Source organism: Luteibacter sp. 22Crub2.1 (assembly GCF_900167995.1).
In the GTDB taxonomy this organism is placed as follows: Bacteria; Pseudomonadota; Gammaproteobacteria; order Xanthomonadales; family Rhodanobacteraceae; genus Luteibacter; species Luteibacter mycovicinus.
Genome location: NZ_FUYT01000017.1, coordinates 1 through 20,091, shown reverse-complemented (window position 1 = coordinate 20,091; position 20,091 = coordinate 1). Strand labels below are relative to the sequence as shown.

Below are 20,091 nucleotides of genomic sequence, written 5' to 3'. Positions count from 1 at the left end.
CGAGCCCTCAGCGCAACGTCACGCATCCCCTGGCAAATCCTCACAACCACCCAAAGTTTGCGCTAAGCCGACATGCCTACGCTCGACGTCACCAGAATGTCGTGGGACGGATATCCATGTTTGCCTTCGCGAAGCCGGCCACCCGCCGTCTCATCGCCCTTATCGTGGTTCTTGCGGGTATGGGTGGGTGCGCTACGTATCGCCCGCTGCCGCTGACGACGAAACCGACGCTCGCCTGGCGAATCGACCAGTTGCAGGGCGGCAGCGACGCGCGCTTGCCGCTCGATGAAGCCACGGTATTGCGTCTGGTCATGCTCAACAATCCGACGCTGGCCGCATCGCGTGCGCAACGTGGGGTCGAGCAGGCGCAGGTGCTCGATGCATCGGTGCTGCCCAATCCTTCGGTGCAGGCTAGTCTGGGCTTTCTGGTATCGGGCGAAGGGCATGCCTCCGCATGGTCTGCCGGATTCGCGCAGAGCCTGCAGGCGTTGGTGACGCATGGTGTGCGACGTGACGAGGCGCGTTCGTCGGCCTCGTCCACCGATGCGAAGCTGCTGTGGGAAGCGTGGGTGACGTTGTCGCGCGCGCGGACGCTGGTGATCGACGTGGTCGATGGCGAGCGACGCCTTGCCGTGCAGGAACGCATCGCGCTCGCGCTGGAGTCGCGCGCCGCGTCGCTGCACGCCGCCGTCGCGCGCGGTGACGAAGAGGCCGGCACGGCCAGTGCGGTGTTTGCCGCGGCGAGCGATGCGCGAAGCACGCATGACGATGCACGTCGTACCCTTCTCGCCCAGCGCGCCGAGCTGGCGTCGCTCATGAACCTGGACCCGTCGGCGACGTTGCCTCTGGCGGCCCTGCCGGCGTCGCCACGCTTCGATGCGGAGCGGGCGCAGGCATCGATCGCGTCGATGGGCGAGCACCGTCCCGACCTCGCGGCGCTTCGCTTCGGTTACGCCGCCCAGGAAGCGCGCGTGCGCGGTGCGATCCTAAGTCAGTTCGCACCACTGTCGATCGGCATGGATGCCTCGCGCGACAGTAGCCGTGTGCTGAACATCGGCCCGGCCGTATCGTTCGACCTCCCTTTGTTCGACCGCCAGCAAGGCAAGATCGCCGTGGCCGAAGCCACACGACAGCAATTGCACGACGAATACACCGCGCGCATCGACTCGGCGACCGCCGAAGCGCATGCGCTTGTCACGGCGGTTCTGATTAACGAGCACGAAGCCACTCGTGTGCCGGCGGACACGCAAGTCGTCGATGCGGCGGGCCGCGCCCTGGGCAGAGGCGACATCGATGCGAGGACTTACAGCGACCTCAGCGTCGCGACGCTGGGTCAGGTGGCCAACGACATCACCCGCGATATCTACCGGAGGGAACAACGCATAGCGTTCGATGCCCTCACCGGGGCGGGCCTGCCCAACTCGCTTCCTCCACGGATCGCACCATGAGCCGATACCTCCTCTGCGGCGTCATCGTCGTCGCCACCTTCGCGCTGGGCGGTTGTAGTGCCGGGACCGATAGCTCAGGTGACGGGGTCACGCCGAGCGCCGTCATACGGCAGGTCATGCCGGCACGAGCTCGCTTCGAGGACCGGGTCGTCGCGTATGGCCAGGGTGCGGCAGGTATCGGTGGTTCTCGCGTGCTTGCCTTGCCGCTGGATGCGAGCCTGACGAATGTCGACGTCGTGGCCGGTCAGCAAGTTCATCGCGGTCAGCGCCTTGCTGCGTTTTCGCCCAGCGCGGCAGCTGCCGCGGCGAGAGTGACTGCCCGGTCCAACGTCGCCGTGGCGCGCGAGCAGCGCGATCGTATGACGCGCCTTCTCGCCGATCACCTCGCAACCAACGACCAGATTTCACAGGCGGAAAAAACGCTGCGCGATGCCGAGGCGGCATACGCGGCGCAGGCGACACCGGACGACACGTTACGCGCCCCGGTGGATGGCACCGTACTGACGGTCGATGCCGCGCGCGGGGCTCTGGTCACCGCAGGTGCGACCCTGATGACTTTCGCCGAAGGTCAGCGCCTCGGATTCGCGGGTGGAATCGAGCCGCGTGACATGGCGCGCGTCCACGTCGGCGATGCTGTAACGATACGTCCGTTGTCCGATGGCATGCCTGTTGCCGCGCGGATCAGCGCGGTGGCCGATGCCGTCGATCCGGCTAGCCGCCTGGTCACCGTGCAAGCCCTGGCGCCGACGCCCCTGATCCAGGGCGAGGCCTATCGCGCGGAGATCGTAGTGGGCTCGCTCGAGGGCTGGCGTGTGCCGGCCGACGCCGTGGTCGGCGACGACGGTGCACGCGCTGTGTGGCAGGTCGTGCGGGGCAAGGCGCATCGCATTCCTGTAACGATCGTTGCCGCGCAGGGCGACGACGTGCTGGTCGATGGCGAGATCGACGCCTCGCGCGCCATCGCGACCGTGGGCGCACCTCAGCTGGAAGAAGGTACGCAGGTGCGTCCGGCGGGGTCGAAGTGAGTGACGCATCCTTTCTTTCTCGCCACGCCCGGACCTTGCTGCTGTTCGCCCTGGCGCTGGCTGTCGCGGGCGCGGTGGCGGCATGGTCGTTGCCCGTTGGGTTGTTCCCACAAGTCGCGTTTCCGCGCATTGTCGTCGATCTGGACGCGGGCGACCGTCCGGCCGACACCATGGCGTTGCTGGTGACCCGTCCCGTGGAGGAAGCCATTCGCACGGTGCCCGGCGTCGAGGGCGTGCGCTCGGAGACGTCGCGCGGCGCGGCACAGGTTTCGGTCGACTTCGGCTGGGGACGCGACATGATCGCCTCGACCCTGCTGGTCGACGCCGCCATCACGCGCGCGGTTTCTAGCCTGCCGCCTGGTGTGACGTACGATGTTCGCCGCATGGATCCGACGGTCTTCCCCATCGTGTCGTACGCGTTGCGCTCGGACTCCATTTCCCCGGCACGGTTACGTGATCTTGCGCAGTTCCGCATCGCCCCCGCGCTGGCTTCCGTCTCCGGTCTGTCGCGTGTTGCTGTCCAGGGTGGCGATACGCCGGAGATCCAGGTCGAAGCGGACCCCCGCCAATTGGCAGCGCATGGCCTTGCCTTCGACGATCTGGTCGGTGCGATCGCGGGTGCGAATGTGGTGCGTGCCGTGGGCCGCGTGCAGGACCGCAACAAGCTGTTCCTCACGCTGGTCGATCAATCGATGCAAGGCACGCGCGACATCGGTGCGATCGTGGTGCGTCGTACCGATGCGGGCTGGGTGCATGTCTCCGACGTAGCGACCGTTCGCATGGGCGTCGAACCTCAGTGGACCCGCATCGCCGAGGACGGTCGGCCTGCCGTGCTGTTCAACGTGTTCGAACAACCCGACGGCAACGCGGTGGCGATTGCCGGGGAGGTGCGCGCACGGCTGGCGCGGCTTGCCTTGCCGCCGGGTGTCACGTTGCGCAAGTGGTACGACCAGAGCGAACTGGTGACCGACGCGGCGGCCAGTGTGCGCGATGCGATCGCCATCGGCTTGCTCTTGGCCGCGCTCGTGCTGTGGGGCTTCCTGCGAAGCGGGCGCATCGTCGGTATCGCGCTGGTCGTGGTTCCCGCGACGCTCGCCGTGACGGTGTTGCTGCTGCGCGCGATGGGCATGAGCTTCAACATCATGACGCTCGGTGGCATGGCCGCCGCCGTGGGACTCGTCATCGACGATGTGATGGTCATGGTGGAGCACTTGGCTCATCGTGCATCGCGTGTGGCGGAAGGCGACGTGGCGTCCGGCATGTTCGCCTCCGCGCGGGAATTCCTGCCGCCTCTGTCCGGCTCCAGCGCCGCGACCCTGATCGTCTTCGTGCCGTTGGCCTATCTCGACGGCGTCACCGGTGCCTTCTCGCGCGCGCTTTCGATCACCATGGCCTGCGCCCTGGCGGTCTCGTGGGCGATGACGGCATTCATCGTTCCGTATCTGACCTCGCGGTGGCTCGATGTGTCGCGCTGGAGGGATCCGGCGGCCGGCCGTGCGCGCGGTCTGGCGCGTTGGCATGGCACCGCGTATCGCGCATCGGTGCGTCGCCCCTGGCTTCCCGCGCTGGCCATCGTGGCGCTTCTCGCGGCAGGCCTTTTCGCAGCGACGCAGGTGCCGACCGGCTTCATGCCGGATGCCGATGAAAGCGGCTTCGTTCTCGACTACTACACCGCACCGGGCACCTCGCTGTCCGAGAGCGAACGGCAGGTCGCGCAGATCGAGACGATCCTGCGTGCACGACGTGACGTCGAGACCTTCTCGCGTCGCCTCGGCACCGGACTCGGCGGCGACCTGGGGCAGTCGCATCACGGTGACATGTTTGTCCGTCTGGTCAGCGATCACGACCTGCCGACGCGGGACGTCATGGACGACGTGCGTGAAAGTATCTTGCGCAACGTCCCTGGCGTGGAAGTCGAAACCGCCCAGCTGATGGAGGATCTCATCGGGGATCTGACTGCGGTTCCGCAACCGATCGAGGTCAAGCTGTACGGTGACGATGAGACCGTCCTGCGCGCTACCGCGACGCGGGTGGCCGATAAGTTGGTGCATACCGACGGGCTCGTCGAAGTGCGGAGCGGTGTACGTATCGCGGGTGATGCCCTCGACATTCGTCTGGACCATGACGCTGCTGCCGCGGAGGGCGTCAGTGCGGATCTCGTGGCGCGCACCGTGTCCGATGCGCTGGACGGCGTGGTCGCCACCAGCCTGCCGATGGCCACACGCGCGGTGGGCGTACGCGTTTCCGTGCCGGGTGCGCGCCACTGGCGCATCGCCGATCTTGCCGATGTGCCCGTGCGTGCACCGGATGGGCATGTGCTTCCGTTGCGCCGGGTGGCGACACTGATCCCCGTCAGCGGACAGGCGCAGATTACGCGCGAAGACCTCCAGACCATGGTCCCCGTCACTGCGCGCATCGATCGCGGTGGCATGGATGCGGCGGTCGCCAGGGTAAAGGCGGTACTCGCACAGCCTGGTGTCTTGCCGGCCGGCACACGCTATGAACTGGGTGGTCTGTATGCCCAGCAGCAGACGGCATTCGCCGGGCTGCGCAAGGTGTTCGCCGCGGCGATTCTCGCCGAGTTCCTGCTGTTGATGCTCCTGTACCGCAGCATGTGGTTGTCTGCGCTGGTCATGACAGGCTCTTTACTGTCGGCCTCAGGGGTGTTCCTCGCGCTGTGGCTGACCGGCGTGGATCTGAATGTGACTGCGATGATGGGCCTGACAATGGTCGTCGGTATCGGCACGGAGATGGCTATTTTCCTTGTGTCCGAATACGTCGCCCGTCGACGTACCGCGACAACCGTGGCGGCGCTGCGTCGCGCGGTGCGGCTCCGGGTGCGGCCGATCAGCATGACGTCCTTCGCGGCGATCCTCACCTTGCTGCCCCTGGCGCTGGCGATCGGTCGCGGGTCGGGCATCCAGCAGCCGCTGGCGATCGCCATCGTGGGCGGTCTCATCGTCCAGTACCCGTTGGTATTGCTCGGCTTGCCGGTCGCCATCGGCGCCGTGGAGCGCTGGCGCGCACAGACGTCGAATCGTCATCCCACGGACAGCAAGGCATAAGCTTCCTGCGGCATCGTTGGCGGCAGACTTCCAGAGAGTTCGCCCATGCCTCCTGTCGCGTCGCTGTCATCGACCACATCGAACGAGCCGTCTCGCACGCCCATGCACGGCAACGCCGCGCTCTGGCGTCGCCGGGTCGCGGCCTGGCTGGCGCGCCACCTGGTCGCTCCGCCGAAAAACCTCGTTGGCGCCGGACAGCTTCCCGCCTCGGGCATCCAGCGCATTCTGGTCTGCCGCCCCAATCACCGGCTCGGCAACACCTTGCTGCTCACTCCGCTGCTGGTCGAAATCGAACGTCGTTTCCCGGGCGCTGAAGTGGATCTGCTCTCCGCCGGTCCCGCGGCGCACTCGGTGTTTCGCGGGTTCGACATCGTCGGTGACTGCATGACCCTCGATCGACGCGCGGCGCGACGCCCCCTCGCCACGATCGGCGCGTTGCGCAAGCTGCGCTCGCGTCGCTATGACCTGGTCATCGACGCGGCGGCGGGGTCGTCATCCGGGCGTATCGCCAGTGCCATGGCGAAGGCCCGTTTTCAGTTACGTACCGACGCCATGCCGAACGAGGGTCCGGTGACGCACCTCGCGGCACGGCCGGTGCAGGCGCTGCGCTGGGCACTGGGTGCCCGTGGTGAGGGGGAGGTTCCGTTGCTCGATGTCAGGCTGACCGATGCGGAACGTCGCTGTGGGCAGGACGCCCTCACGCGGGTGCTTCGCGATGCCAACGAACGCGGCCTGCCGGTGATGGCGATCTTCCCGAACGCGACCGGCTCGAAGCGCCTGCCGACCGACTGGTGGAGCGATTTTGCGAACGAACTGCTCGCACGCATCGGCGATGTCTGCATCGTCGAGCTCGTATCCGCCGATGGTCAGTCGCGCCTGGGTGGCGGCTATCCCACGTATTACACAAGCGATCCGCGCAAGCTCGCCAGCTTCATCGAAGCCGCCGGAACCTACATCAGTGCCGACTGCGGCGTGATGCATCTGGCGGCCGCTACGAACGCGACAACCGTGGGTTTATTCGGGCCTACCGACCCGGGACGTTATGCGCCGTACGGGCGTAACAACGCCGCCATCGCCTGTGATGACGGGTGTCCGCAGAAGGCCGCGATGCGCGTCGCCGCGCATCTGCAGCGCGTGCGTCGCGCTCAGTAAGCTCCGCGGCGCACGACACCGGCGGGTAGCAGGCCTTACCAGCCGTCGGCCAGTTTCACGGAAAGGTGTGCCTTCGCCGGCGGCGCGCTCTTGCCGCCGTGCACGAGAGCGAACCGTCGGGATGCTCATTCGGCCAGATCGCCGCGGCCCGTGAAGCGACGGGCAACGGGTGGGGTAGCCCGGCAAGGAAGTCGATCATAGCTGGGTCATCGTCGAGCGCTATGAGCGGTATGCCACGTCGGCTCATGTCGTTAACGGCGGCTGCGAGCCAGGGGATGGTGGTGATTGCAGATGATGCCTTGGACCTCTCAGCTCTTCTTCTGCGCCACGCTCGCTATGCCGAGAAGGTCGGCGTCGGGGTTGATCACTTCAAGGGGGTCGTTACAGTGCGAGCAGGATGCAACCTGATCGTCGCGGTATGCGGGGCCGCGAGGCTGAACGTGCGGCGCGTAGATTTCGTCCTGGTCCGTCATATCGAAATCCCATTTATCCTATTAGTGTCCGTACACGACCGGGGCCTTCGATAGACCGAGGTCCTTCGACACACGTGTGAAGTCCGCGGTATTCGGGTGCAGGCTTTGGCCACCGGGCAGGGACGGGTCGGAGACGAAAGCTGGGTCGCTCTGGGTCAACAGGCGACCATCTGGCGCGTAAATATGATGCCACTCACACGAAGCGCAGCTGTGCGACGCGTCACCGTATTCGACAACAAAGAAAGGGCTTGCATCGGCGCCGCGCGCGCAGGCCAGGCCTACTGGGTCGTATTTTTCGAGACCTTGCGGAACTGGCAGAACAACTGGCTGCGAGGTGCCCGCGCGTAGAACGAGCTCGTTTCGCTCGCAGGACTGTGAGCCGGTGCTACAGCGGACGATCATCGTCGAGCGGCCGCAGGGTTTCGCGAAGGCAGCGTGCGCATTTTCTGCGGCGAGGACTGTGTTGGTAACGCCCATGCTGGCAATCAGCGCTGCCGCTGTAAGGACTCGCTTCGAGATCATCCTCTGTTTCCTTCCGGATCGAGGACTGACGATAGCGCGTGTAGGTCGTGGGAGAAACTGGGAGCGACCCCTTAGTCTGGCCAGGGCGAACGAGGCGAGGTGAAACAGGCAAGCGAGCGGTCCCGGCCACGAAGCGAGGCGCGGCTCGACTCACATGCAACCTCTCCGTCCCAAAGAGCCGGCGGGTGCCACCCTCGCGTCCGGTAGCCGCAGGCGAGGGCTCCGACTGGAAGAGGCCCGCAAGGGGGCCGGTCAGGGATGACCGGCCGTTTTCGGGGAGGCAGGGACAGCCGACTCGAAAACCCCCAGTCGGAGCCCGACCCGGCCGAAGGCCATTGAACTACGGCCGCGGTAGCGGCCTTTCCCTGAGGGGTCGCCGCAGGCGTGGACGCGAGGGTGGCACCCGCCGGCTCTTCCCGACCACACCGCACGCCGCCGCAAGCCGACGCGATGGCGAAGCCGAGCCCTCAGCGACACCCGAAGCAACATCGCCGTTTGAAATAAAAAAAGCGCCGCACTTTCGTGCGGCGCTTTCGTCTTCAGATCAGCCAGTCGAACCGACTTACCAGATCTTCACCTGCTTATCGCCGGCGCGGACCATCTTCGCGCCCGGCTTGCACTGGAACGCCGTCGCGAACGATTCCATGTTCGACGGAGCGCCGATGGCGCGCAGCGAGGCCGGTGCGTGCGGGTCGACGTTGAGGTACAGCATCGCCTGCTTCTCGCGGACGCTGCCGCGCCACACGCGGGCCCAGTTGAGGAAGAAGCGCTGGTCCTGGGTGTAGCCGTCGATCTTGGACTCGGCTTCCTTCGGGTTCTTCTTCAGGGCTTCCTGCAGCGCGTCGTATGCCACGGCGGTGCCGCCCAGATCGGCGATGTTCTCACCGAGGGTCAGCTTGCCGTTGACGTGCAGGTCCGGCTTGTCCTTGATCGGCGCGTACTCATTGAACTGGTTGACCAGCTTCGCGGTGCGCTCTTCGAACTTCTTCTTGTCGGCCGCGGTCCACCAGTTGCTGTTGTTGCCTTCGCCGTCGAACTGGCTGCCTTCGTCGTCGAAGCCGTGGCTGGCTTCGTGACCGATCACGGCACCGATACCGCCGTAGTTGATCGCGTCGTCGCCATTGGCGTCGAAGAACGGCGGCTGCAGGATCGCGGCCGGGAAGTTGATCGTGTTGTCGGTCGGGTTGTAGTAAGCGTTGACCGTCTGCGGGGTCATGCCCCACTCGAGGCGGTCGGTCGGCTTGCCGATCTTGGCGATGTCGTAGTGGTAGTTGAACTTGCTGGCGGCTTCGACGTTACCGAAGTAGTTCTCGCCGGACACGTCCAGGCCCGACCAGTCGCGCCACTTGTCCGGGTAACCGATCTTCGGCAGGAAGGTATTCCACTTGGCGATGGCCTTCTGCTTGGTTTCGTCGCTCATCCAGTCGAGCTTCTCGATGCGCGCCTTGAGGGCGTTGCGCACGTTGTCGACCAGTTCGTTGGCGCGCTGCTTGGCTTCCGGCTTGAACACCTTGGCCACATAGAGCTGGCCGAGGCCTTCGCCCATCGACGAGTTGACCGTGCCGAGCACGCGCTTCCAGCGCGGCTTCTGCTGCGGCTGACCGGCGAGCGTCTTGCCGTAGAAGTCGAACTTGTTGTCCTGGAAAGCCTTGGACAGGTACGGCGAGGCGCCGTCGATGGCGTGGAAGCGCAGGTAGGCCTGCCACGTCGACACCGGCGTGGACGCCAGCATCTTGTCGAACTCCTTGAAGAACTTCGGCTGCGACAGCGAGAAGCCCTTGTCGACCGTCACACCCTGGGCGGCGAAGAACTTCTCCCAGTTGAAGTGCGGGGTGATCTTGTCCGCGTCGGCGACGGTCACGAAGTGGTACTGGTTTTCCGGGGTACGCAGTTCGACCGGCGCGAGCGAGGCGGCGGCGAGCTGGGTTTCGAACTTCATGATCGCGTCGGCCTGGGTCTTCGCGTCGGCATCGGAGACGCCGGCGAGGGTCAGCGTCTTGACGATGTAGTCGACGTAAGCCTTACGGTTATCCGCCTGCTTCGGATCGGTGTAGTAGTCCTTGGTCGGCAGACCCAGTCCATCCTGCTGCGCGAAACCGATCTGCGTCTTGGCGTTCTTGAAGTCGGCGCCCGCGCCGAAGCCGAAGACGTAGCTGTTGCCATCATTGAAGCTGGCGTCGAGGAAATCGGCGATGTCCTGCGGCGACTTCAGCGCGTCGATCTTGGCCAGCTCCGGCTTGAGCGGCTCGATGCCGGCCTTCTCGATGGCGTCCTCGTTCATGCCCGAGCGATACAGCAGGCCGATCTTCTGTTCGATCGAGCCGGCGGTGGCGCTGGCGGCGCCCTTGTCCATCGCATCGACGATTTCGTGCTGCGTGTTCAGGCTGTTCTCGGCCAGCTGGTCGAAGGCGCCCCAGCGGGTGCGGTCGTCCGGAATCGGGTTGGCGGCCACCCACTTGGCGTTGACGAAGCCGTTGAAGTCGTCGCAAGCGTCGATGCTGGTATCGATGTCGGCCACGTTGAACGTGGGGCCGGCGGGTGCGGCGGCGGTCGTGGCGGCCGGCGCGGGCGCGGCCGTGGTCGACGGGGACGGGGTGTTGCCGCCCGGGACGGCGGTATCGGCGTCGTTGTGCTTGCTGCAGGCGGTGCCGGCGAGCGCGATGGTCAGCGCCAGGGCGAGCGGCTTCAGGTACTGCTGGGTCATGAGTGTCCCTCTGTGAAAGTGGCTGCAACGGCGCCCCCGGGCACCGCACTCCCCGAGGATAACGGCTGGAGGGCGGCCGCAGGGCCAACCGTGACGAAGGTCATGGTTCAGTGAACTTCGCAAGTTCTCGCGAGCCAGTGACCCCGGACTGTCACAGGCGGTTCGCAGAATCGGCAGGACCGCATGACAGGGGATGCGGCCCACCCACGCAATTCGGACGTCTACACCGAGGAGCTACGTCATGCGCAAGTTAATGGCCGCGGGCATCGCCTGCGTGCTCACCCTGTCCGCTGCGTCGATCGTCGTCGCCCAGCAGACCGATCCCGCGGAAGCGACCTCGGCCACGGAAGCCCTCGGCTTCGGTTTCGGTCACGGTGGCCACGGGAGCGATCCGCGCACGGCCACCCCGATCAGGCACGTGGTCGTGATTTTTCAGGAGAACGTCTCCTTCGACCACTATTTCGGCACCTATCCGTTCGCCGCCAATGCGAAAGGCGAGCCCGCGTTCTACGCTCGCCCGTTCACGCCGCCGGTCAACGGTCTGACGCATCGCCTGCTGACCGACAATCCGAATGCCAGCAACACAGGCAACGCGGATGCCGCCATCAATCCGTTCCGCCTGACCCGCGCGCAAGCGGCGACGGCCGATCAGGACCACGGCTACACATCGGAGCAGCGGGCCTTCCACGGCGGTCGCATGGACCTGTTCCCGCTGTACACCGGTCGCGGCGAAACGCTGCCTGATGGCGATGCGGCGGAAGAGGGCAAGGGCCAGGTCATGGGTTACTACGATGGCAACACGGTCACCGCGTACTGGAACTACGCGCAGAACTTCGCGATGAGCGACAACCACTACGGCACCGGGTTTGGCCCGTCCACGCCGGGTGCGGTCAACCTCATCGCCGGCCAGACCGCCGGCGTGATCGACACGCTCAACGGTACCGGTGCCGAGACCGACGACGGGCACGGCGGTATGACGATGATCGGCGATCCCGATCCGATCGGCGATGTCTGCTCGTCGCCCACGGCCAATCAGGTGACGATGGGCGGTCGCAACATCGGCGACCTCCTCAACGAGCGCAACATCACATGGGGCTGGTTCCAGGGCGGTTTCGACCTCACCCGGACCAACGCCGACGGCAGCACGGGCTGCACGCGTCGCCACCTGTCGAGTGTGACCCACACCACGTCCAACGATTACAGCCAGCATCACGAGCCGTTCCAGTACTACCCGTCCACCGCGAACCCGACGCATGCGCGTCCTACCTCGGTGGCGACGATCGGCAAGACCGACGCGGCCAACCATCAGTACGATATCGAAGACTTCTACGACGCGCTCGATGCGAACAACCTGCCGGCGGTGAGCTTCCTCAAGGCACCGGCGTATCAGGACGGCCATGCGGGTTATTCCGATCCGCTCGACGAACAGGCCTTCGTCGTCCACGTGATCAATACCCTGCAGCAGAGCGCCGAGTGGAAGGACACGGCGGTCATCATCGCCTATGACGATTCCGATGGCTGGTACGACCACCAGGCGCCGCCGCACATGAACGCATCGGTCGGCAGCACCGACGCGCTGGACGGCGACGGTGTGTGCAAGGGCCATGGCACGCTGCCGGGCCTCGATGGCAGAACACCGGCGCAGGGCCGTTGCGGTTTCGGTCCGCGCCTGCCCTTGCTGGTGGTGTCCCCGTGGGCGCGCGAGAACATGGTCGATCACAGCGTTACCGACCAGAGCTCGATCACGCGCTTCATCGAAGACAACTGGCTGTCGGGCAAGCGCATCGGCGGCGGTTCCACCGACGCACAGGCCGGTCGCCTGGACGGCATGTTCGATTTCTTCCTGCCGCGTCTGTTCGATCGCAAGCTGATCCTCGACGAGTCGACCGGTCAGCCGAAGCAGGCGGGCGGTGGTGGCTGGCCGCACTGGCCGTTCGGGAACGGTGGGCATGGTTGATCGCCGCCGGTTTCTGACCACGGCGGGCTGGGCGGCCGCGGCGGGGTGGATCCCGTCGCGGCTGCTCGCGCATGACATGCACGGCATGCAGGCCGCGCCCGCCGCGAAGGTGGGCAACAACCTGTGCATGCATCCCATGGGTGACACGACGCGGATGCCGGGTCTGGTCGATCCGGGCAAGCTCGCCGCCTTTGTCGATCCGCTGCCGTTGCCACCGACGTTGCACGCCGGGAAGGGCAAGCCGCTGCACGTCCGCATGGCCGAGACGACGCAGAAGCTGCACCGCGATCTGCCGCCGACGACGCTATGGACGTACGGCGGCCATTATCCCGGGCCGACGATCGAAGCCCGTACGGGTCAGCCGGTGGATGTGGTCTGGGAGAACGCGCTGCCGACGAAGCATTTCCTGCCGGTGGATCACGCGATCTGCGGTGCGGAGGCGGACAAGCCCGAGGTGCGTGCCATCGTGCATCTGCATGGGGCCAAGGTGCCGCGCGCCGACGATGGTTATCCGGAAGACTGGTACGTTCCCGGTAAGTCACGCAAGCACCATTACGCCAACATGCAGGACGCCTCGACCCTCTGGTACCACGATCATGCGATGGGCATTAACCGGCTGAACATGTACGCCGGACTGATGGGCCTCTACCTGTTGCGCGATGACCACGAGCTGTCGCTTGGCTTGCCTTCGGGCGAGGAGGAGTTGCCGCTCGTGTTCGCCGATCGGTGGTTACGTACGGATGGCCGTCTGTATTACCCGGATTCCGGCGATGCGAATGCACCGTGGGTGCCCGAGGTGTTCGGCAACCTTACGCTGGTCAACGGCGCGATCCTGCCGCGTGCCGATGTGCAGCCGCGGCGGTATCGCCTGCGTGTGCTCAATGCCGCCAACGGGCGGTTTTATCATCTGCGCTTTCGCGACGGCCGACCGTTTCAGGTGATCGGATCGGACCAGGGGCTGCTTGCCGCGCCGGCGACGGTGAAGTCGATCTTTCTCGCACCGGGCGAGCGGGCGGACCTCGTCGTCGACTTCGCTTCGTTGCGCGGCGGCGACGTTGAACTGATGAACGATGCGCTGCCGCTGATGCGTTTTGCCGTGGGGAAGGGCGACGTGCGAGACGACAGTCGGGTACCGGACGTGCTGCGCGATCTGCCGCGTGTCACTGAAACCACGGCGTCGAGGTCACGCGAGCTCACGCTGGACGAATACAGCGACTGCGTCGCGACGCCGATGTTGATGCTGCTGAACGGCAAGCGCTGGCACGACCCGGTGACCGAGACGGTGAAGCTGGGCACGACGGAGATGTGGAATCTGGTGAACCTCACCGAGGACACGCATCCGATCCATCTGCACCTCGTTCGTTTCCAGATCCTCGACCGGCGTCCTTATGACGTCGACGAATACATGGAAAAGAAGACGATCCGCTACGTCGGGCCGGCGCAGGAGCCACCGGCGCATGAACGTGGCTGGAAGGATGTGGTGCAGGTGTATCCGGGGATGATTACGCGGATCGTGGCGACCTTCGATGGCTATGCCGGGCGGTATGCGTGGCATTGCCACCTGGCGGAGCACGAGGCGAATGAAATGATGCGACCGTTCGAGGTAGTGGTGTAGGAGCGCGCCTTGCGCGCGATGCTTCTGATCAGACGCATCGCGCGCAAGGCGCGCTCCTACAATCAATGGGCGAGTTGTTGCAACGCGGGAGCATCCAGCCGCAACACCGGGTAAGCACCCACCTTCTGCACCGTGAACCACGGGCTGCGCTCGTAGAAGAAGGTCAGCCGCGCGCGCGGGCTGGCGGCAAACGCCGCATCGCTTTTCACCTTCGCGTCGAACTCCGCCTTCAGCGAAGGATTCTCCGCCAGCATCTTCCGCGCCAGAGCCTCGAGCACACGAGGCTCGCCGTATTCCTTTTGCTCGAAGATCCCGTTGAGATAGCCCCAGCGCAGCACCGAGTCGGGCGCACGCGCATCCAGAAGGTTCAGCGCGAGCACCGCATCGACGTTATCCGCGCGGACAATCACGGTACCCGGGGGTAACTTGACGGTTTCCTTCGCTGGCGTCACCACGACGTCTTTCAACATGTGATGACCCTCGAACGGCTTATCCGCCCACTTGGGCTGGGTCAGCTCGTCTCGCGTCACGGCGACCTTCGTCGCGGCGGTCGTCCGCGTATACGGAATACCCTGCGCATCCAGCCGCTCGATGATGTCGGTCCACTGCGGCGGAATCGCCCATGCGGCAGGGATCGGTGCCGAGACATCCGGCAGCAGATCGTTCCAGCTCTGGATGTCGTAGGTCTTGTTGGTCTTCGGGTCGTACTGAACCCAGAGGTCGCCGGAGATGTCGCTCTTCGTCTGCGTGAACGCGTAACCCTTAAGCTGGAACGGTTTCGGCGTCGGGTCGAGCTTGAACGTGACCGGCAACGAGGCACCCGGCTGCGCGGAAAGTGACGACGCCCAGCGATCCGCATCCTTCGACGCCTGCAGCAACGCGGCAGGATCGGCGTTGATCACCTCGAACATGCTCCGCACGACGTCGTACGTCGCGCGCACGCGAACTTCGTACGACTTCAGCATATGCGTCTCGATCAGCAACCCGGCGCGATTGCGGATCGCCGCGTAACCGGTGGAGAAGCGCGGACCCGAGCCGAAGTTTTCGATGCCCTTGGTGATATCGCGCCCGTCGCGGAACTCGAGGTAGGGCGAAGCCAGATGACCGAGCTTTTCGTAGCGGGGCATGGTCTGACCGGCAAAGGCCTTCGCCTGCCAGGCGGCGATCGACGGTGGCAGCTTATGTGCATCCTCCGCGTACCACGTGAGGTCGTACTGGTAGTCCGCGCCATCCGTCGTATGGATGTCGATGAGCAGGTCGGGCTTCCACGCGTTCCACAGCGTCAGCCAGGCGCGGGTTTCCGGCGCGTCGGCCTTGACGTAGTCGCGGTTGAGATTGAGGTACTGCGACTGGCCACGGAAACCCATTTCCTCGGGACCGTTCTGATTGATGCGGAAGTACGGGCCGGAGTTCTCGTGCCCGTCCACGCTGTACACCGGGATGTAGACCAGCACGGCGTGATCGAGCAGGTGGGGCAGGCGGCCCATGGTGGCGAAGTCGCGCAGCAGCATCAGCCCCGCGTCCTTGCCTTCGATCTCGCCCGGGTGGATGCCCGCCTGCAGCAGCACGATGGGCTTACCCGCCGCGCGGGCGCGCTCGGGTGTGAGATCGCCATCCTTGCCGGCGATGACCGCCGTCATCGGTCGGCCTTCCGGCGTGGTACCGAACGTCTCCAGACGGATCGTGTCCGGCGCGGCGCGGGCCAGCCGGCGCAGGAACGCCTGCGTCTCCGCATACGATGGCGTGGTGCGGAACGAGGACGCTTCGGCGGGCGTGGTCCAGGTGTCTTTCGCGTGGATCGTCATCGGGGTCACCGCGATCAGGGCGAGGAGAAGTCGTGCTTGAAGCGTCACGGTCAGGCCAGCCTTCGGAAAGGGAATCGGGTCATTGTGTGATTTTTTCCGCGTCACGGCGAATCATGGGGGAAAGAGGAGGCGTCATGGCGGATCAGGCGAGGCGGCGCGAGTGTGAGGCGCTGCTCCACACCCATCGGAAAATCCTGTTCAAGGTCGCGGCGGTGTACGCCCGCGGCGAGGAGGACCGGCGCGACCTCGCTCAGGAGATCGCGTTGCAGGTCTGGCGCTCGTTCGCCAGCTATGACGCCACCCGTCCGTTTTCCACGTGGATGTATCGCGTGGCGCTCAACGTCGGACTTTCGCATGCCCGGCGCGAACGCGAGCGGCCCCAGCCGCTGGACGAAGCGCTGATCGACACCCTGGGCGGCGGTACGCCCATTGACGAGCCGGACGAGCGACTCGCCCTGCTGGCCAGGGCCATCGAAGCACTCGCGCCACTCGACCGGGCGCTGGCCATGCTTTACCTCGACGAGTTGCCGCATGCCGAGATCGCGGCGGTGCTGGGTATCGGCGAGTCCAACGTCGGCACGCGTATCGCGCGCCTGAAGCAACGCCTGCGCCGGGATATGACCGGCCGGCCATCCACGAGAGGAACTTGATCATGGAACTCGACGAACTGAAGGCGGGATGGGCGGAGCTCGACCGGCGGCTGGACCGGATCGAGGCGGCCGTCGTGGTGTCGGGCCGGCGCCGAGGCGTGAAGTCGGAACTGCGCGCGCTCGTGGCCTGGCAGCTGATACAGCTGATCGCGGGCCTGATGCTGGCGGTAGCGGCCGGGTCGTTCTGGGTCGATCACCGGGCGCAGCCGAGCCTTCTGGTGACCGGCGTTCTGCTGCATCTTTATGGCGTCGCCATGATCGTCGCCGCCGTCCGCACTCTCGTCCTCGTAGCCCGGGTGGACGAGGCCTCGCCCGTGCTGACGCTGCAGGCGCGGATCGCCGACCTGCGGGCGTGGCGCATCCGCGAGGGCCGCTGGTTCGGTGTGGTCGGGTGTTTCATGTGGGTCGCGATGGTGATCTGGGCGTTTGGCTTGCTGGGCGTGGATGTGGTGGCGGCGAATCCGGCCTTCGTCGGCTTGCAGCTGCTCACGGCGGTGGTGTGCCTCGGCGTCTTCATCGTGGTCTCGCGACTGGACGGAAAGCCGGAAGGTTCCGCGGTACGGCGGGCGCAGGAGCGGCTGGACGAGATCGAGCGGTTTCGTTTGGGGTGACCGGGTCGCGACCCGGGCAAGGACAACGGATCCATAAGCTGGCGCTAAGCCGGGCATAGGGATAATTTGGGCCCATACGGAGGCTCTCCCTTGCACATCATCCTCGTCGAAGACGACGCCCAGCTGGGCGATGCCATCCGCCGCGCGCTGGAACGACTGGCCTATACGATCAGTTGGTACCGCGACGGCAACGAGGCGCTGTCCGCGCTGCGCGACCACGACGCGGACCTGGTCCTGCTCGATCTGGGCCTGCCCGGGCGCGATGGCATGGACGTGCTCAGCGAGGCGCGTCGTCTGCGCGTCACCACACCGGTGATCGTCATGTCGGCGCGCGATGCCCTCGATTCGCGCATCCAGGTGCTCGATGCGGGTGCGGACGATTACCTGATCAAGCCGTTCCATCTCGATGAGCTGGCGGCGCGCATCCGTTCGCTGGCCCGGCGGGTGCGTGGCGCGGCGGTGAACAAGCTCGAAGCCGGCGCCCTGAGCCTCGACCTGGGCACGTTCGATGTGGTCTGGCACGGACAGAAGGTGGAGCTGACGCGGCGTGAATTCGCGCTGCTGCAGGCGCTGATGGAGCGGGCGGGCCGGATCGTCCGTCGCGAGTCGCTGGAGACCTCGCTGTATGGGCCGGACAGTGCGATGAGCACCAGCGCACTCGAGGTGCTCGTGCACTCCCTGCGCCGTAAGCTGAGCCACGAGGCGATCCAGACGGTGCGAGGCTTCGGTTACATGATTCCGCGGGAACCGCTTTGACGCCGCTGAGTCTCCGATCGCGGCTGCTGATCCTGATCGTCATCGTTCTGGCGGCCGTGCTGCTGCCGCTGGGTGTACTCAGCGCCAAGCGCACACTCGAAGAAGTGGACGAACTATCGGACGGTCGTCTCGCGCAGGCGGCCCGCACGCTGGAGGTGCTGGTCGGCCGCATCGGTGTGGATCAGTTGCGCAGCCAGCGCGATGCGCGGCTACTCGTCCCGAGCGTGTCGAATCATCCGCAGGAACTCACCGTCCAGGGGCGCACGTTCGAATCCGAAGTGGGCTTCCAGGTCTTCGATCATGACGGCCATCTGCTGCTGGGTACCGAGAATCTCGCCGGGTTGCCCAACACGCACGCCACCGATGGCGCGTTCGAGGATGTCGAGACCGGGCATCACGAGTGGCGTGTGTTCACGCTGATCATGGAAAACGAAGACATCACGATCCGTGCCGGCGAGCGCTACGACAGCCGTCACGAGATTACCCGCGCGCTGTGGATCGAGCACGGGTTGCCCACGCTGCTCGGTCTGCCGCTGCTGGCGATTCTGGTGGGCTGGGCCATCCGTCGCGGTCTGGGACCGCTGGAGGCGTTGGCCAGTGCGCTTGCCCGACGCGAGCCCGGCAGTCGCGAGCCCATTCACCTGTCCGACGCACCGACCGAGCTGCAGCCGGTGCTGACGGCTCTCAACGACCAGATCAGTCGGCTCGAAAGCGCGCTGGATCGCGAACGCCGCTTCAGTGCGGACGTGGCGCACGAACTGCGTACGCCACTCGCCTCGACCATGATCAACCTCGAGGATGCGATGGCGTCCGCACAACCGGACGAGGCTACGCGGTCCGCGCTGGAGGCCGCACGCGCCTGTCTGGTTTCGCTGGCCCGGCGCACGGAGCAGCTGCTGGCGCTGGCGCGCTTGGAAGTGGGTGCCGCGTCCGGCCCGCGCAGTCGCGTGGATCTCGGCGAACTGGCTCTCGAGGTGATCGACGAACTGGCGCCGCTGGTGGGCAAGGGCAGTGTCGAGATGAGTGTCCGCGAGCTGCCCGACCACCTGTTCGTCGAGGGCTATGGCGTCGCTCTGGGCGCCCTGCTGCGAAACCTGCTGGAGAATGCCTTCCGCCATGTGCCGCAGGGCGGTCATGTGGAACTGGCCATCGGTTCGGTGGACGGCATGGCGCGGATCGAGGTGGTCGACGATGGCCCCGGCATCCCGCCGGACCGCCGCGCGGCCATGTTCACCCGTTTCCAGCGGGGCGTGGACACCCACGGCGAGGGCTATGGCCTGGGCCTGTCGATCGTGCAGCGCGCCGCCGAACTCCATGGTGCGTCCATCGAACTGCTCGATCGCGATGGCGGGTCAGGCCTGCGCGTCGTTGTGACGCTGCCGGCGGCCTGACCGACAGGATATCCGTGCAATTCACGTAACAAACCCCGGCGCATACTCGTAGCCCCTGTCCAAGGAGCGCTCCGATGAAGAACCCGCAAGCGACCAAAAACCTTCGCAAGGCCGACCTGCGCACGCCCAACGGTCTGGGTGCCGACGCGACACGTGACATCGCCGCCGAGGTGAATGCCCTGCTGGCGGATACGTTCGCGCTGTACCTGAAGACGAAGAATTTCCACTGGCACATGTCCGGTCCGCGCTTCCGCGACCTGCACCTGCTGCTGGACGAGCAGGGCGAGCAGATCTTCGCCATGACGGACGATCTTGCCGAGCGCGTGCGCAAGCTCGGCGGCACCACGCTGCATTCGATCGGGCACATCGCCCGTCTGCAACGTCTGTCCGACAACGACGCCGACTTCGTCACGCCGCAGGACATGCTGGCCGAGTTGCGTGAGGACAATCAGCGCCTCACGGGCTTCATGCGTGAAACGCATGCGCTGTGCGACGAATACAACGACGTCGCCACGGCCAGCCTGATCGAAAACTGGATCGACCAGACGGAGCGCCGCGTGTGGTTCCTCTTTGAGGCGGCGCGCGAGAGCTGAGGGCTCGGCTGGCGCCATCGCGTTTGGCTTTGTCGCGGCGTGCGGTGTTGTCGGTAAGAGCCGGCGGAGGTGACCCTCGAGGCCACGCCTGCGGCGACCCCTCAGGGAAAGGCCGCTACCGCGGCCGTGTATCAATGGCCTTCGGCCGGGTCGGGCTTCGCCTGGGGGTTTTCGAGTCGGCTGTCCCTGCCTCCCCGAAAACGGCCGGTCATCCCTGACCGGCCCCGCGTGCGCGGCCTTGTCCAGTCGAAGCCCTCGCCTGCGGCTACCGGCCTCGAGGGTCACCCCCGCCGTCTCTTTGGTGTACCGAGGTGGGTTGGTGGT

General features: G+C 65.8%; 15 protein-coding genes. 11 read left to right on the top strand and 4 right to left on the bottom strand.

The features are described 5' to 3' along the window. Positions 1-116 precede the first annotated feature (116 nt). From B5X73_RS17090 to B5X73_RS17075, 4 genes are read left to right on the top strand one after another with little or no spacing between them, the layout of a single operon-like run. Positions 117-1,448, top strand: coding sequence for a TolC family protein (locus B5X73_RS17090; protein WP_079522676.1), 1,332 nt, complete (start codon positions 117-119; stop codon positions 1,446-1,448). Next, complete coding sequence (locus tag B5X73_RS17085) at positions 1,445-2,473, top strand: efflux RND transporter periplasmic adaptor subunit (protein ID WP_079522675.1); 1,029 nt, start codon at positions 1,445-1,447, stop codon at positions 2,471-2,473. The genes B5X73_RS17090 and B5X73_RS17085 overlap by 4 nt, the downstream gene beginning before the upstream one ends. After that, positions 2,470-5,538 (top strand): efflux RND transporter permease subunit, encoded by a 3,069-nt coding sequence (locus B5X73_RS17080; RefSeq protein WP_079522674.1) that lies wholly within the window; start codon positions 2,470-2,472, stop codon positions 5,536-5,538. The genes B5X73_RS17085 and B5X73_RS17080 overlap by 4 nt, the downstream gene beginning before the upstream one ends. 45 nt (positions 5,539-5,583) lie before the next feature. After that, a complete protein-coding gene (locus tag B5X73_RS17075) occupies positions 5,584-6,690 on the top strand; it encodes a glycosyltransferase family 9 protein (protein WP_079522673.1) in 1,107 nt (368 codons plus the stop codon). A 308-nt stretch (positions 6,691-6,998) separates the two neighbouring features. Here the strand turns inward: B5X73_RS17075 and B5X73_RS21065 are convergent, their stop codons facing one another. From B5X73_RS21065 to B5X73_RS17065, 3 genes are all read right to left on the bottom strand, one after another. Then, on the bottom strand, positions 6,999-7,163 hold the full coding sequence (locus B5X73_RS21065) for a hypothetical protein (protein WP_176167875.1): 165 nt from the start codon (positions 7,161-7,163) through the stop codon (positions 6,999-7,001). A gap of 21 nt (positions 7,164-7,184) precedes the next feature. Then, positions 7,185-7,685 (bottom strand): hypothetical protein, encoded by a 501-nt coding sequence (locus B5X73_RS20720; protein WP_139382821.1) that lies wholly within the window; start codon positions 7,683-7,685, stop codon positions 7,185-7,187. A 562-nt stretch (positions 7,686-8,247) separates the two neighbouring features. Further along, the gene (locus B5X73_RS17065) at positions 8,248-10,389 is read right to left on the bottom strand and encodes a M13 family metallopeptidase (protein ID WP_079522671.1); all 2,142 of its coding nucleotides are present in this window, start codon (positions 10,387-10,389) and stop codon (positions 8,248-8,250) included. 241 nt (positions 10,390-10,630) lie between these two features. On the opposite strand from B5X73_RS17065, the gene B5X73_RS17060 reads away from it, so the two are divergent. Together B5X73_RS17060 and B5X73_RS17055 are read left to right on the top strand one after the other, a co-directional pair. After that, a complete protein-coding gene (locus tag B5X73_RS17060; protein ID WP_254857324.1) occupies positions 10,631-12,346 on the top strand; it encodes a phospholipase C in 1,716 nt (571 codons plus the stop codon). Then, entirely contained in the window at positions 12,339-13,961 is a 1,623-nt protein-coding gene (locus B5X73_RS17055) for a multicopper oxidase family protein (protein ID WP_254857323.1), read from the top strand. Before B5X73_RS17060 ends, B5X73_RS17055 begins: the two co-directional genes overlap by 8 nt. A 62-nt stretch (positions 13,962-14,023) precedes the next feature. On the opposite strand, the gene B5X73_RS17050 is transcribed toward B5X73_RS17055, so the two are convergent. Then, positions 14,024-15,766 (bottom strand): M14 family metallopeptidase, encoded by a 1,743-nt coding sequence (locus B5X73_RS17050; RefSeq protein WP_079522711.1) that lies wholly within the window; start codon positions 15,764-15,766, stop codon positions 14,024-14,026. A 134-nt stretch (positions 15,767-15,900) separates the two neighbouring features. On the opposite strand from B5X73_RS17050, the gene B5X73_RS17045 reads away from it, so the two are divergent. The 5 genes from B5X73_RS17045 to B5X73_RS17025 all read left to right on the top strand — a co-directional run bounded on the left by B5X73_RS17045 (position 15,901) and on the right by B5X73_RS17025 (position 19,767). Continuing rightward, positions 15,901-16,416 carry an RNA polymerase sigma factor gene (locus tag B5X73_RS17045; RefSeq protein ID WP_079522670.1) on the top strand — a complete coding sequence of 172 codons (516 nt, stop codon included), beginning with the start codon at positions 15,901-15,903 and terminating at the stop codon, positions 16,414-16,416. Between the two features lie 2 nt (positions 16,417-16,418). Next, positions 16,419-17,027, top strand: coding sequence for a hypothetical protein (locus B5X73_RS17040; RefSeq protein WP_079522669.1), 609 nt, complete (start codon positions 16,419-16,421; stop codon positions 17,025-17,027). A gap of 90 nt (positions 17,028-17,117) precedes the next feature. Continuing rightward, on the top strand, positions 17,118-17,783 hold the full coding sequence (locus tag B5X73_RS17035; RefSeq protein WP_036115329.1) for a response regulator: 666 nt from the start codon (positions 17,118-17,120) through the stop codon (positions 17,781-17,783). Beyond that, on the top strand, positions 17,780-19,174 hold the full coding sequence (locus B5X73_RS17030) for a sensor histidine kinase (protein ID WP_079522668.1): 1,395 nt from the start codon (positions 17,780-17,782) through the stop codon (positions 19,172-19,174). Before B5X73_RS17035 ends, B5X73_RS17030 begins: the two co-directional genes overlap by 4 nt. A gap of 74 nt (positions 19,175-19,248) precedes the next feature. Further along, positions 19,249-19,767, top strand: coding sequence for a Dps family protein (locus B5X73_RS17025; protein ID WP_036115320.1), 519 nt, complete (start codon positions 19,249-19,251; stop codon positions 19,765-19,767). The last annotated feature ends 324 nt before the right edge of the window (positions 19,768-20,091 follow it).